Raw genomic sequence first — 13,073 nt, forward strand, 5'->3', positions numbered from 1 at the left:
CGGCGCAGAACGTCTACTCAGCGCCGCGACCGGTCGCGGGCGCTAGATCGAGATCGCGATCCTCGCGCAGTCCGGGGTCGATACGGTAACCCGAACCGACCACTGTGTCGATGATGGCCGGCTCCCCGAGCTTGCGGCGCAGCGTCATCATCGTGACCCGAACGGTGGTGGTGAAGGGATCGGCATTTTCGTCCCAGACCCGGTCGAGGAGTTCTTCGCTGCTCACCACCGCGCCCTGCGCAGTGAGGAGGGTCTCCAGGACGCCGAACTCCTTGCGGGTGAGATCGATCAGCTCGCCACCCCGAGTGACGGTGCGTCGACCGGAGTCGAGTTCGATGCCGCCAGCACTCAGCACCGGCGGAGCGGCCGGCGTCGTGCGGCGTCCCAGCGCGCGAACCCGGGCCACCAGTTCGGCGAAGGCGAACGGCTTCGCCAGATAGTCGTCGGCGCCGAGCGCCAAGCCGGAGACCTTGTCCTCGACGGTCCCGCTGGCGGTAAGCATGATGACCCGGGTCAGCACGCCCTCATCGGTGAGCCGACGGCAGATCTCGTCACCGGAGATTCCCGGCAGGTCACGATCGAGCACAACGACGTCGTACCGGGTCAGTGCGGCCTTGGAGTAGCCGTCATCACCGTCGTGGGCGATGTCGACTGCCATTCCTTCACGACGCAGACCACGGGCTACGGCCTCGGCGAGTTGAACCTCGTCTTCTACTACGAGAATGCGCATAGGATTCCTCCATTCAGACGGGGCGAATCAATCGGTCGAGACTCCCTCAGCGCCCCCAGCGCGCCGAAGTGACTCATCCGGACCAGTTCGATCCGGGCGCTCGGTCTGCTGCTCGTTCCCCGAAACGACCAGCGCCGACCACTCAACTATGCGCCGTCCGATGCTCTGAGGGGTAAGTCCCACCGCGGCGCGTACATCCATTACCTTCCCATGGACGGGAAATTCGACCGGCACACCGATCTCGCGGGTCTGCACCGACGATCCGGACTCCCGGACCGTTCGGGAGATCTGCGACCCGATACCGCCGGCAATCACTCCGTCCTCCACCGTAACAACCAGGGCGGCATCCGAGGCGAAGTCGACGACCGCGGACGGCACCGGAAGCACCCACCCCGGATCGACCACGCGGTAGCTGTAGCCGGCATCGGCCACCTTCTGCACCGCCGCCAGCACGTCACTGGCCATGGCACCGATGCTGAAGATGACCACGTCGACCCCACCGCCGTTCGACTCGGCCAGCACGTCCAGACCACGCTCGTTACGCAGCGCCGGGATCGGTGCGGGCAGCGGGGTCTTCGGGAAGCGCACCACCGACGGCCCGTCGGAGATCTGGGCGGCGCTGAGGAGGCTGGCCCGCAACGTTGCCTCGTCCCGGGGCGCCGCCAGACGCAGTCCGGGAACGACTCCGAGAATCGACATGTCCCAGACGCCGTTGTGGCTCGGACCATCCTCCCCGGTGACTCCGGCCCGATCCAGCACCACCGTGACCGGCAGCTTGTGCAGGGCGACATCCATCAGCAACTGGTCGAAGGCCCGGTTCAGGAACGTCGCGTAGATGGCGACGAACGGGTGGAGTCCGGCCGAGGCGAGTCCGGCCGCCGAGGCGACGGCGTGCTGCTCGGCGATGCCGACATCGTAGAAACGACCCGGGAAACGGCGTGAGAATGGTCCGAGGCCGGTCGGCTCGCACATGGCGGCGGTGATCGCGACGACCTCCGGCTGCTCCTCCCCGATCGACAGCATCTGGTCGGAGAAGACGGACGTCCAGCGGCGGCTGGCCGAACTGGGCGCCAGGCCGGTCGTCGGGTCGAAGCCGGGTGACTGGTGCATCTGGTCGGCTTCGTCATTCTCGGCCGGGGCGTAGCCGAATCCCTTGCGGGTCACACAGTGCACCACAACCGGAGCGTTGAAGCCGCGGGCCAGGGTGAACGCGTGCTCCAAGGCGGCGAGATCATGGCCATCGACCGGACCGAAGTACTTCAGGCCGAGGTCTTCGAAGAGCCCCTGCGGAGCGAGGAGATCCTTCACACCACGCTTCACGCCGTGCAGCGCCTCGTAGAGATTCGGTCCGATGACCGGCACCCGAGGCAGCCCGACCTTGACCGTGTCGAGGATCCGCTCGTAGCCCGGGCGCAGCCGCAACCCGCTCAGACGTTCGGCCAGCCCGCCGATGGTCGGCGCGTAGGAGCGTCCGTTGTCGTTCACGACGATCACCACCGGGCGCTTCGACCCGGCGATGTTGTTCAGTGCCTCCCAGCACATCCCGCCGGTGAGCGCCCCGTCACCGACGACGGCGACCACTGGGCGACGCTCGCCGCGAACCTCGAACGCCTTGGCCAGCCCATCGGCGTAGGAGAGGGCCGTCGACGCGTGCGAGTTCTCGATCCAGTCGTGCTCGCTCTCCGCTCGGCTCGGGTAGCCGGAGAGGCCACCGGTCTGGCGCAGAGTACCCAACTGGGACGCGCGCCCGGTGAGGATCTTGTGGACGTAGCTCTGGTGTCCCACGTCGAAGAGAATGGGCTCGGTCGGCGAATCGAAGACCCGGTGCAGCGCGACGGTGAGTTCGACCGCCCCCAGATTCGGCCCCAGATGGCCCCCGGTCTTGGCTACCGTCTGCACGATCAGTTCGCGGATCTCCGTGCAGAGCTGGGCCAGCGACTCGGCATCCAAACCACGTAGGTCATCCGGGCTCTGCACCTGCTTCAGAACTGCGCTCACAGCGCATCAGCCTACGGGAGTCCGACGGCCGGTGGCCGAGGTTGCGTGCTCGCCGGTCGGTGTCGGGGCCAGCACAGCCAGACACTCCAGGTGATGGGTCATCGGAAACGCGTCGAAGGCCCGCAACTGCCGTAGCTCCCAGCCGGCTTCGCGCGCCGTCGCCACGTCCCGGGCCAGCGATGACGGGTCGCAGGCCAGGTACCCGATCAACCGAGGGCGCAGCTGAAGGGCGGCCAGCATGATCTCCCGGCCGGCCCCGGAGCGCGGCGGGTCGAGAACGACCAGGTCACACCCGGCGCCGACATCTGCGATCAGTTCGGCGCTCACCTTGCCCTGCCGGACGCTGCACCACGGCAGATCGGCGAGGTTGGTCTCAGCGTCGGCGACCGCCTGCCGATCGGCCTCCAACCCGATGACCCGACCGGTGAGTCCCACCCGCTCACCGATCAGGGCGGTGAAGAGGCCGGCGCCGGCATAGAGGTCGAGGACGACTTCACCCGCCGCAGGCGCCAGCCCGTCGAGCATCGCCCTGGCGAACGTCTCGGCGGCCAGCGGGTGCACCTGCCAGAATCCGGCGGCCGCGACGGAGAAGGACCGCCCCAGCGCTGGCCGCGTCACTTCGGGCGAACCGCTGTGCACGGAGACGACATCCGGCTGGCGACGATGGTGGCGCTGCCCTCCGCCGCGCTGCGTGGATCCCCGCCGGCCGGACGGGCGCGGCGCCGGACGGTGGGTCAGCAGGGTGATGGCCTGTGGGCCATCCTGAACCAGCTCCAGACCGGAGATGCCGGGCCACGGCTCCTGAAGAACCTCACTGTCACCGACCCCGTGGACCCCCAGCGGGCAGTGGTCCAGAACCTCGACGGTGTGCGACCGGTGCCGGCGCAGCCCCACCTCGCCGCCGGGTGTCGTGGCATAGAGCGTGCGGGTACGCCAACCGAGCAGCCCACCGGCAAGCTCCTCGACCTCGGCATCGACCTCAAGTTGGGCCAGCCGGGCGAACTGCTCGCCGACGACGGCCCGCTTCAGCTCGCGCTGCCCGCCGGCCGTGACGTGCTGCCAGTCGCAACCGCCGCACCGCCCGGCACCGGCGTGTGGGCAGGGAGGCGCCACCCGCTCGGTGGCGGCCTGCAGGATCTCCACCGCGTCCGCCCGCAGGAAGGCACCTCCGGAGTCCTCGGTGACGGCCGCCTCCACGACTTCCCCCGGAAGGGTGTGGCGGACGAAGACCACCCGCCCGTGTGGATCGTCATCGACCCGCGCGACACAGTGCCCGCCGTGAGCCACCGCCGTGACCCGAAGCCGCAGCCGATGACCCACCGCGAACGGTGCGGTGACATCGTCGCGGCCGGTGCTGGTGCGGGGGTCAGTTGGCACTCGGCGGACCCGCGCTTCCCTCGGTCACCACGACTGACGCCGCCTCCGGCGGCGCCACCTTCTTCACCGCGAATCCGGGTGGGGTGAGCGTCGGTTCAGCGTCCGCGCTCAGCTGCGAAGACGCCAACTGCCACGGAACGCTGGTGACCATGACGCCGGGTTGGAAGAGGAGCCTTCCCTTGAGGCGCAGCGCGGACTGGTTGTGCAGCAGGTGCTCCCACCAGTGGCCGACCACGTATTCGGGGATGAAGACGCTGACCACGTCGTTCGGTCGGTCCTCCCGCAGTTTGCGGACGTAGTCGACGACTGGGGTGGTGACCTCGCGGAAGGGTGACTCGATGATCGTCAGGGGCACCGGGAGATCGTGACGCTCCCAGTCGGCGAGAAGGCTGCGCGTCTCGTCGTCGTCCATGCTCACGGTCAACGCGGTGAGTGTGTCGGGTCGAGTGGCCCGGGCGTAGGAGAGGGCCCGCAGGGTGGGTTTGTGCAGCTTGGAGACCAGCACCACCACGTGGTTTCGTGCCGGCAGCGTCAGCCCCGCCACCGGGGCGTCGAGTTCGCGACTGACCCGGTTGTAGTGCTTGTTGATTCCGCGCATCAGTGCGTACAGCAGCGGCATCGCGATGAGGACGAGGTAGGCGCCCTTGGTGAACTTGGTCGCCGTGACGATCACCAGCACCAGTCCGGTCATGCTGGCGCCGATGGTGTTGATGAGGCGTGAGCGCTGGATGCGGGAGCGGATCTGGGGGTCCCGTTCACTGCGCAGCGCGCGATTCCAGTGCCGAACCATCCCGGTCTGGCCGAGCGTGAACGAAGTGAAGACGCCCACGATGTACAGCTGGATAAGGCGGGTCGAGTCGGCCGAGTAGATGGCGATCAGGGCGCCGGCCACGACGGCCAGCATGATCACACCGTTGCTGTAGACGAGCCGGTCGCCCCGGGTGTGCAGCTGACGGGGCAGGTTCCGGTCCTGGGCCAGGATGGAGCCGAGCAGGGGGAAGCCGTTGAACGCGGTGTTGGCGGCCAGGATCAGGATGAGCGCGGTGACGGTCTGGATGTAGAAGAAGCCGATCGAATGCGGCCCTCCGAGAATGGAGGAGGCCAACTGCGCGATGACCGTGCGCTGCGGGGTGGTCTGGCAGTTGGCGAAGCCGATCAGGTCGCAGGTGTCGTTCGAGTCGACGATCTTCACCTTGCTGATCACTGCCAGCACCGTGATTCCCGCGAACATGGTCGCGGCGAGCCCGCCCATCAGCAGCAGGGTGGTACGCGCGTTCTTCGCTTTGGGCGGTTTGAAGGCCGGCACACCGTTGGCGATCGCCTCGACCCCGGTGAGCGCTGTACAGCCCGAGGCGAAGGCTCGGAGGGCGAAGAAGATCAGCGCGAAGGCACCCATCGACCCGTACCCGGAGTGCGGAATGATCTCGTAGTGCGCGCTCTCGGCGACCGGCGGATGACCGGCGATGGCCTTCACCAAGCCGGTGATGATCATGAACGCGACGCCGACCGCAAACGCGTAGGTCGGCAGCGCGAAGGCACTCCCGGCCTCCTTCAGACCACGCAGATTCATCGCGGCGAGCAGCGCGACGAAGCCCAACGCCATCAGCACTCGATGCTTATCCAGTGATGGCTCGGCCGAGATGATGTTGTCCACGCCTGAAGAGACCGAGACCGCAACCGTCATCACGTAGTCGACGAGCAGCGCACTGGCAACGATGACCCCGGCCGGCCGGCCGATGTTCTTGGTCGCCACCTCGTAGTCCCCGCCCCCGGTGGGGTAGGCGACGACGAGTTGCCGGTAGGAGGCGACCACGGTAACCAACAGCAGTACGACTCCGGCCGCCAACCAGGGGGCGAGAAAGAGGTAAGCCGTACCAGCCAGCGTCAGGACCAGCAGGATCTCCTGCGTTGCATAGGCCACGCTCGAGAGAGCGTCACTGGCGAAGATCGGCAGGGCGAGCCGCTTCGGAAGGAGCGTGTGCCCGGCACGGTCGGAACGCACGGGGCGGCCGATGATCAGGCGCTTCGCAACTCTCGTAACTACGGTCACGCGATGCAGCGTACGTCCGCCACCGGGCACCCCATGCAGCCGTGCCACGTCAGCGTGGTCACAGCTGGCGGTGTCAGCCAGCTCACGCGCGCGATCAGTCGGTTGCGGTGGCGACGGGCGAGCCGAATAGCGGTACCGGCCCACTCGTCGGGGCTGTGTACCGTTTGGCCAGATAGATGTCCCCGGCAAGTAGGGGGATCGATAGAGCATCGGCAGCCACGCAAGCCGGACGATCAAGCGGTGGAAGGAGATGTGCCCAGAGTGCACATCGTCATCATGGGGTGCGGACGAGTCGGATCGTCCCTGGCTCAGTCATTGGAGCGGCTCGCCCACAGCGTGGCCGTCATCGACCACAACGCCGACGCGTTCCGTCGCCTCGGCGAGGATTTCAAGGGCCGCACGGTGGTCGGCGTCGGGTTCGATCGGGAGACCCTGGAAGCCGCCGACATCGGCAATGCCGACGCCTTCGCGGCCGTGAGCAGCGGCGACAACTCGAACATCATCGCCGCCCGCGTGGCCCGCGAGACGTTCGGAGTCTCCCGGGTCGTCGCGCGCATCTACGACGCCAAACGGGCCGAGGTCTATGAGCGCCTGGGCATTCCCACCATCGCCACCGTCCCGTGGACGGCCAACCGCCTCCTCAAAGGCGTCCTGGGTGAGGCGACGGCCGAGGAGTGGCGCGACCCCTCCGGTGCCGTCGCAATGACCCAGGTAACCCCGCATGAGGGGTGGGTGGGGCGGCGCCTCACCGAGTTCGAATCGGTGACCGGAGCGCGGGTCGGACTCATCACCCGCTTCGGCATCGGCGAACTCCCCACGCCCTCTACCCTCATCCAGTCCGGCGACGTGCTGCACATGCTCACCACCGATGAGCATGCCGAACTGCTCAGCACATCGGCGACCAACCCTCCTGAAGGAGCATCGGCATGAAGGTCGCCATCGCCGGAGCCGGCGCGGTCGGACGCTCAATCGCCCGCGAATTGCTGGAGAATCGCCACGACGTGCTCCTCATCGACAAGGACGCCAGCAAGATCACGCCGCGCCGGGTGCCGGGCGCAGAGTGGGTTCTGGCTGATGCCTGCGAGGTCGAGACGCTCGAGAAGGCCGGACTACAGGACTACGAGGTGGTCATCGGCGCGACTGGCGACGACAAGGTAAATCTGGTCATCTCGCTGCTGGCCAAGACCGAGTTCTCGGTACGCCGCGTGGTCGCTCGCATCAACCACCCCGCCAATGAGTGGCTCTTCACCGAGGCCTGGGGGGTCGACGTGGCGGTCTCCACGCCCCGGGTGCTGGCCGCGCTGGTCGAGGAGGCGGTCGAGGTGGGCGACATCGTTCGCCTCTTCAGCCTGCGGCAGGGCCAGGCCAACCTCATCGAGATCACCCTCTCGGCCACGGCACCCTGCGCCGGTCGGTCGGTCCGCGACCTGGCGCTACCTCAGGATGCCGCGCTGGTCGCGATCATCCGCGCGCGCCGGGTCATCTCGCCGACCCCGGAAGAGCCACTCGAGCCGGGCGACGAGCTGCTATTCGTCGCGATGCCGGAGTCAGAGGCCGCTATCCGTAGCGTCGTCTGCGCCTGATCTCGGCTCGGAGGCGTCGGCGTCAGCAGCGATTCGGCGAGACGCCAGATCCGATTCGGCCAGTTCGACCCGAGCCCGCCGCACGATCCAGACCCCGAAAGCCAGCGCCGCGATGTAAGGCGGGAAGCCCATACCGATTCGGGCCACCGCCAGCCAACCGGTCGCGTTGTGCTGGAAGAGCGTCTGCTGAACGATGCCCCGGGCCAGGAAGACGAAGGCACCGACGGCGGTCGCCCAGGTGTAGGCCCGCAGCAGGGGCGGGCGTCGGTACCAGGGCACGAGTTCGGGCTCCGGCGCGCTCTCCGACTCACCGTCCGACTCACCCACCGGTCCGCCGTCCGGTCCAATGGCCGGTGAGGTGGCTGAGGTGGCTGAGGCGAGCGCCGACGGGTCGGCGCTCCCCTCAGCCTCGTGCTCCCCGTCCTGGGGGGTCGGGTCGAGGAATTCCCAGAGCACTCCGGCCAGCGGGCGCCGCACGAGCACCGAGATGAGCAGCGCTCCGCCGTAGATGAAACTGGTCCAGATGCCGAGTAGGAAGTACCCCTTGGCCTGGCCGGTCCGGGCCGCGATCACCGCCGCGACGACCACCCCGAAGAGCCCACTCAGGGCCTGCTGAATCGGCTGCCGGCGCAGCAGCCGGTAGATCGTCAGCAGAATCGCGGAGAGGACCGCGGCGACGATGGCCCGACGCAGGCCGAAGCGGGCATTGGCGATCACGAACACGACCGTGGGCACCGCCGCGATAATGGTGCCGGAGATGCCGCCGATGCTGTTCAGCATCTGGGCGCGATACTGGTCTTTCAGACCGTCGCTGACCGCGGCTAGCTTTGCGTTCGGGCCGCCGTCGGAGTCGTGGTCGGTCTGCTCATCGGTGTCCTGGGGTTGGGACTCACTCACACCGAGGCTCTCAGCTCGTACCACGGGTTGTAGATCGCCAGTCGCCCGTCATGGTCGCCGACGCGTCCCTTGACGAAGAGGCGACGACCCGGCTCGAGGCCGGCGATACGGCGTCGCCCCAGCCAGACCAGGTCGATCGCGGCGGAGCCGTCGAAGAGCTCGGCGGTGATGGTAGGCACGGTCTCGCGCGGAGTGTAGGAGACCGTGCGCAGGCGACCGGTGACCAGCACCTGTTCGCCCCGCACAATCGTGCCCAGCGCGACGGCGTCGCAGCGCGACACGTCGTACTTCAGCGACTCGGCATCGAGGATGTGCGCGTCGGCGGTAAGCCGGCGCAGTAGGGACGGACGACTGGACACGGGGTCAGCTTAGGCCTGATCCGCGTCCTGCGGTGCTACGACGTCCTTGGGAAGCGTCAGCGGCACCGGCTCGCGCACCGGGAGCGGATCGCTGCCCCGGACCACGACGATCTTGGCGAACGCGTCTTCGAAGACGCCGGCCTTCTCCCGGTCGGTCGCGGCTGGCCCGACGATCATGGCGCGCAGGAACCAGCGCGGCCCCTGGACACCGATGAAGCGGGCCGGCGTCTTGCCATCCGGCAGCACCAGGGTGGCGGCCAATTCGGTACCGAACGGGCCGTCGGGTGAGTCGCTTCCCGCGCCCCCCTGGGCCACCAGGGACTCGGCGATCTCGTTTCGTACCTCGTCCCAGATCTGCTCACTGCGGGGCGCGGCGAAGACACCGATCTGCATCTGACTCTGGTCGGCGACGAGGGTGGCGAAGACGACCTGCTGGGCCTCGTTGACGTCCAGGCGCACGTCCACTCCGGGCCAGATCGGCACGCGCAGCGCTCCGAGATCGATTCGGGTGACCTCGTCATCGGGGGCATCCCGCTCGTCGAAGGGCCCGGTGGTCGGCTCGGGCTCCTCGCGCTGCTTGACGTCCCACGGTGGGGTGGCGTCCAGCTTCGACAGCTCAGTGCGTTTCTCGCGGCGACGAAACGCCATCAGTTCTCTCCTTGGGCCCGTGGACATCTGCCGTCCACTACTTCAGTATTCGCGCTCTTCATCAAACTCGCCTACACAGCGCCCAGCCCGGGCGCCCCGCCGGTCGATCCGTGGCCGCCCGCTGCGCGGTCGGTCGCCGTCAATTCTTCGACCTCGACGAAGCGTGACCACGCGACCCGCTGGATGATCAGCTGAGCAATCCGGTCGCCGCGGCGCAACTGTACGGCAGCGCACGGATCAAGGTTGATCAGGTTTACCTTGACCTCGCCTCGGTAACCGGAGTCGATTGTGCCAGGCGCGTTGACGATCGAGATCCCCGACCGCGCGGCGAGTCCCGAGCGGGGGTGAACGAATCCGGCCCAGCCGTCGGGAAGCTCGATGGCGATGCCGGTCGCGACCAGCACGCGCTCACCCGGGGCCAACTCGACGTCCTCGACGGTGGTCAGATCCGCACCGGCGTCGCCGGCCATCGCGTACCGGGGCAGCACCGCATCTGGATGCAACCGCCGGACCCGCACCATCACAGTCGCTTCGGACCGATCAGGCGCATCACCCGGCGTCGCCGAGCCGACGATGCGCGCAGGTCCCGTCCCCGAGAGATCGTCCACGGGCCGAAACCCTACCCGGCCGGCGGCGCTAGGCTGTCCGGCGTGGACGAGTCCGAGCGCAACACCGCCGAGCAGGCCGCCGAACGCGCCGCCATCGAGCGCGATGCGGTGGCTCACGCCATCAACTACCGCGAACGGCTTCGGACGCCGTGGTGGTGGTATCTGGTCGGCCTCGCCGCCGCCTCGGTGCTGGCCGCCGAGTTCCACATCTCCGGCCTCCGACTGACCGACTGGATCCCGTTCGGCGTGCTCCTGCCGTTGTCGGCCTTCATCGTCTGGTCCTTCGGGCGCAGCGATCTGAGGATCGCCGACGGCGAACTCACGGTTCGGGGCGCCCACCTGCCGCTGCGCTACGTCGGGGCGGTGGTGGAGTTGGACAGCACCACGCTGCGCCGGGTCGTCGGGCGGGAGGGTGACCCGCAGGCGTTCGTCTCGATCCGCCCGTTCGTCGGCCCCGGAGTGCAGGTGCTGATCGAGGATCCGGATGACCCGACCCCGTACTGGATCCTGAGTACCCGCCACCCGCACGAGGTGGCGACGTTGCTGCGCAGCGTCGCCTCGCAGCGATGAACCGCTTCGACGAACGAGTCGCGGTCATCACCGGGGCCAGCCGCGGAATCGGCCTGGCCATCGCCCAGCGCCTCGTCGACGAGGGGGCGCGAGTCTGCGTCACCGCCCGCAAACCGGAGGCGCTCATCGAGGCGGTCCGGGTCCTCGGTGGAGAAGGACACGCGATCGGAATCGCCGGGCGCGCCGATGACACAGACCACCAGAGCGATGTGGTCGCGCAGACCATCGCCACCTTCGGTCGTCTCGACGTCCTGGTCAACAACACCGGAATCAACCCGGCCTACGGACCGCTCACCGAACTGGACGATGGCGTCGCCCGCAAGATCATGGACGTGAACGTCCTGAGCGCGCTCGGCTGGGTGCGGGCGGCCCGTCGCAGCGGCTTCGGCGACGCCGGGGGCGCCTCGATCGTCAACGTGGCCTCGATCGCCGGCCTGCTCCCCTCACCGGGCATCGCCTACTACGGCGTCAGCAAGTCGGCGCTCATCGGACTCACCGCCCAGCTCGCTCTCGAACTCAGCCCGAGCGTGCGGGTCAATGCGGTGGCCCCGGCGGTCGTCAAGACGCGTTTCGCAGCAGCGCTCTACGAAGGGCGCGAGGCGGAGGCGGCGGCCCAGTACCCGCTGAAGCGACTAGGCGAGCCGGAGGACATCGCCAGTGCGGTGGCCTTCCTGGCCTCCGACGACGCGGCCTGGATCACCGGTCAGACGCTCTTGATCGACGGCGGTGTCTCGCTGCGCAGCGGTCACTAGTGATCAGAACGACAGCGTCCCGCACGCCCGATCGGGCTTGCGGGACGCTGCTCACGTAACTGTCTCGGTGGCGCTACGGCCGCCGCGGCCGATCCTGGGGGATCAGGCGCAGTCGCGGCAGATGTAACGGCCGCCCTTCTCCCGGGCGAGCCGGCTCCGGTGGTGAACCAGGAAGCAGCTCGAGCAGGTGAATTCGTCATCCTGCTTTGGGAGAACCCGAACGGTCAGTTCCTCCCCGGACAGACCCGAAAGGTCCGCACCTGGGAGTTCGAGGGATTCGGCAAGTTCGGTCTCGTCGACGTCGATGGAACCCGATTGGGCTTCGGCGCGTCGAGCTTTCAGTTCTTCGAGCGAGTCCTCGCTCAGTTCGTCGGCTTCGCCCCGGCGGGGGGCGTCATAATCGGTGGCCATCGTCCGTCAACTCCTCGATCGGCTCGCCGCTAAGCTGTGCTCAGCTGTGGTCAATCTCATCTAGTCATATCTGTGTCAGTTTCCCGGTTCTTGTCCGGCGCTCATGCAACGTTTCGATCCTGGATTTTGTGCCCGCTATCGTCCTGCCTCTTCTGAGTCCAGTTTCCGGCGAATTTTGTCGGTGAGTCTGTCATCCTTGTCGGCAATGCTGTACCTGGGGTGTCTGGTGGGTCTCTGCTGGGTGTATCGGGGTGCTGCAGGGGATGGTGCAGTCGTTGGTTCAGGGGATGTTCCCGACTTGGCCTCTGACCGAGCCTCTGACCGAGGAACCTCGGCGGCGAGACTTTACCGCGTCTTCGTTGCGCCCTAACGACAGGGCACGCCTGCGCATTCCCGACGGCGAGTCGAGCTAGGCTGCACCTCACCGAAACGAACCAAGAACGCTTGCAGTACGCGACCGAAGAACCACTCTGAACACCAGACCGGAAACATCAGGAGATGCCCAGCGTGGCTGCACAGTCCGCTCGACGACCACTGCCAGCACTGGCCTTTCTTCTCGGCCTGTCGCTGCTGACAGCGCTGGTCTGGTGGCGGGTGATCCATCGTTCGGAGGCTGATACCGCTGGGGCGAGTCCGAATCCGACCTGCGCGCCGGCGAACCCGAATGTGGTGCCGCAGCCTGCGACGGTGAGCCTTCAGGTGAGGAACTCCACAAATCGTGTCGGGCTGGCAGCGAAGGCGAGCAAGGCGCTGAGCTCAGCCAACTTCAAGTTGGCCGCGCCACCGGACAACGTGGCCCCGATGGTCCCGGGCATCGCCGTCATCAAATACGCCCAGACCGACGAAGGCGCGGCGAAGCTGGTGGCCACCTACATCCCGGGGGCGACGCTGACCGTGGCGACGCCGGCGGCCGGTCAGGTCGAGATCGATCTGGGGGCAAAGTTCGTCTCTGTCGCCAGCGCGGCCAACGCGGCGAAGGCCCTTAAGGCGGCGAAGCTGACGCTGGCTCCGCCGGTCGTCTCCGCGGCGACGGCATCCGCAACCTGCTGACCGATCCAACTCCCCGATCCAACCTGCGGCCTTGGCTGGC

At 67.7% G+C, this 13,073-nt stretch carries 14 protein-coding genes; 5 read left to right on the plus strand and 9 right to left on the minus strand.

Annotated features, from left to right (window positions below):
- Positions 1-13: 13 nt before the first annotated feature.
- The 4 genes from CPH63_RS16095 to CPH63_RS16110 are packed head-to-tail and all read right to left on the minus strand — an operon-like array spanning position 14 to position 6,155.
- Positions 14-730: a response regulator transcription factor gene (locus tag CPH63_RS16095; RefSeq protein ID WP_096303854.1), complete on the minus strand. Its 717-nt coding sequence runs from the start codon at positions 728-730 to the stop codon at positions 14-16.
- 27 nt (positions 731-757) lie between these two features.
- Positions 758-2,728: a 1-deoxy-D-xylulose-5-phosphate synthase gene (gene dxs / locus CPH63_RS16100; protein WP_096303855.1), complete on the minus strand. Its 1,971-nt coding sequence runs from the start codon at positions 2,726-2,728 to the stop codon at positions 758-760.
- A 6-nt stretch (positions 2,729-2,734) separates the two neighbouring features.
- A complete protein-coding gene (locus CPH63_RS16105; RefSeq protein ID WP_241895695.1) occupies positions 2,735-4,105 on the minus strand; it encodes a class I SAM-dependent RNA methyltransferase in 1,371 nt (456 codons plus the stop codon).
- Entirely contained in the window at positions 4,095-6,155 is a 2,061-nt protein-coding gene (locus CPH63_RS16110) for an APC family permease (protein WP_096305212.1), read from the minus strand. Before CPH63_RS16110 ends, CPH63_RS16105 begins: the two co-directional genes overlap by 11 nt.
- Before the next feature lie 267 nt (positions 6,156-6,422).
- Between CPH63_RS16110 and CPH63_RS16115 the strand changes: the two genes are divergently transcribed.
- Positions 6,423-7,085 (plus strand): NAD-binding protein, encoded by a 663-nt coding sequence (locus CPH63_RS16115; protein ID WP_172892321.1) that lies wholly within the window; start codon positions 6,423-6,425, stop codon positions 7,083-7,085.
- A complete protein-coding gene (locus tag CPH63_RS16120; protein WP_096303857.1) occupies positions 7,082-7,738 on the plus strand; it encodes a TrkA family potassium uptake protein in 657 nt (218 codons plus the stop codon). The genes CPH63_RS16115 and CPH63_RS16120 overlap by 4 nt, the downstream gene beginning before the upstream one ends.
- On the opposite strand, the gene CPH63_RS16125 is transcribed toward CPH63_RS16120, so the two are convergent.
- The 4 genes from CPH63_RS16125 to dut form a co-directional block, all read right to left on the minus strand.
- Positions 7,703-8,635 (minus strand): DUF3159 domain-containing protein, encoded by a 933-nt coding sequence (locus CPH63_RS16125; RefSeq protein WP_096303858.1) that lies wholly within the window; start codon positions 8,633-8,635, stop codon positions 7,703-7,705. The genes CPH63_RS16120 and CPH63_RS16125 overlap by 36 nt on opposite strands.
- Positions 8,632-8,994 (minus strand): OB-fold nucleic acid binding domain-containing protein, encoded by a 363-nt coding sequence (locus CPH63_RS16130; RefSeq protein WP_096303859.1) that lies wholly within the window; start codon positions 8,992-8,994, stop codon positions 8,632-8,634. The genes CPH63_RS16125 and CPH63_RS16130 overlap by 4 nt, the downstream gene beginning before the upstream one ends.
- Positions 8,995-9,003: 9 nt before the next feature.
- The gene (locus CPH63_RS16135) at positions 9,004-9,642 is read right to left on the minus strand and encodes a DUF3710 domain-containing protein (protein WP_157749599.1); all 639 of its coding nucleotides are present in this window, start codon (positions 9,640-9,642) and stop codon (positions 9,004-9,006) included.
- Positions 9,643-9,713: 71 nt separating this feature from the next.
- Positions 9,714-10,163 carry a dUTP diphosphatase gene (dut, locus tag CPH63_RS16140; protein ID WP_172892322.1) on the minus strand — a complete coding sequence of 150 codons (450 nt, stop codon included), beginning with the start codon at positions 10,161-10,163 and terminating at the stop codon, positions 9,714-9,716.
- A 129-nt stretch (positions 10,164-10,292) separates the two neighbouring features.
- On the opposite strand from dut, the gene CPH63_RS16145 reads away from it, so the two are divergent.
- Positions 10,293-10,820, plus strand: a complete 528-nt coding sequence (locus CPH63_RS16145; protein WP_157749600.1) for a DUF3093 domain-containing protein — start codon at positions 10,293-10,295, stop codon at positions 10,818-10,820.
- Complete coding sequence (locus CPH63_RS16150) at positions 10,817-11,572, plus strand: SDR family oxidoreductase (protein ID WP_096303863.1); 756 nt, start codon at positions 10,817-10,819, stop codon at positions 11,570-11,572. The genes CPH63_RS16145 and CPH63_RS16150 overlap by 4 nt, the downstream gene beginning before the upstream one ends.
- Positions 11,573-11,674: 102 nt before the next feature.
- Here the strand turns inward: CPH63_RS16150 and CPH63_RS16155 are convergent, their stop codons facing one another.
- Complete coding sequence (locus CPH63_RS16155; RefSeq protein ID WP_096303864.1) at positions 11,675-11,983, minus strand: DUF4193 domain-containing protein; 309 nt, start codon at positions 11,981-11,983, stop codon at positions 11,675-11,677.
- Between the two features lie 507 nt (positions 11,984-12,490).
- Between CPH63_RS16155 and CPH63_RS16160 the strand changes: the two genes are divergently transcribed.
- Complete coding sequence (locus CPH63_RS16160) at positions 12,491-13,033, plus strand: LytR C-terminal domain-containing protein (RefSeq protein ID WP_157749601.1); 543 nt, start codon at positions 12,491-12,493, stop codon at positions 13,031-13,033.
- The last annotated feature ends 40 nt before the right edge of the window (positions 13,034-13,073 follow it).

The sequence above is a fragment of the Jatrophihabitans sp. GAS493 genome, from assembly GCF_900230215.1.
GTDB lineage: Bacteria > Actinomycetota > Actinomycetes > Mycobacteriales > Jatrophihabitantaceae > MT45.

Excerpts from the sequence above, each read along its gene's own strand:
- CPH63_RS16095 (WP_096303854.1), bottom strand. The coding sequence starts at position 730 with ATGCGCATTCTCGTAGTAGAAGACGAGGTTCAACTCGCCGAGGCCGTA.
- CPH63_RS16120 (WP_096303857.1), top strand. The coding sequence starts at position 7,082 with ATGAAGGTCGCCATCGCCGGAGCCGGCGCGGTCGGACGCTCAATCGCC.
- CPH63_RS16135 (WP_157749599.1), bottom strand. The coding sequence starts at position 9,642 with ATGGCGTTTCGTCGCCGCGAGAAACGCACTGAGCTGTCGAAGCTGGAC.
- dut (WP_172892322.1), bottom strand. The coding sequence starts at position 10,163 with ATGGTGCGGGTCCGGCGGTTGCATCCAGATGCGGTGCTGCCCCGGTAC.
- CPH63_RS16150 (WP_096303863.1), top strand. The coding sequence starts at position 10,817 with ATGAACCGCTTCGACGAACGAGTCGCGGTCATCACCGGGGCCAGCCGC.
- CPH63_RS16155 (WP_096303864.1), bottom strand. The coding sequence starts at position 11,983 with ATGGCCACCGATTATGACGCCCCCCGCCGGGGCGAAGCCGACGAACTG.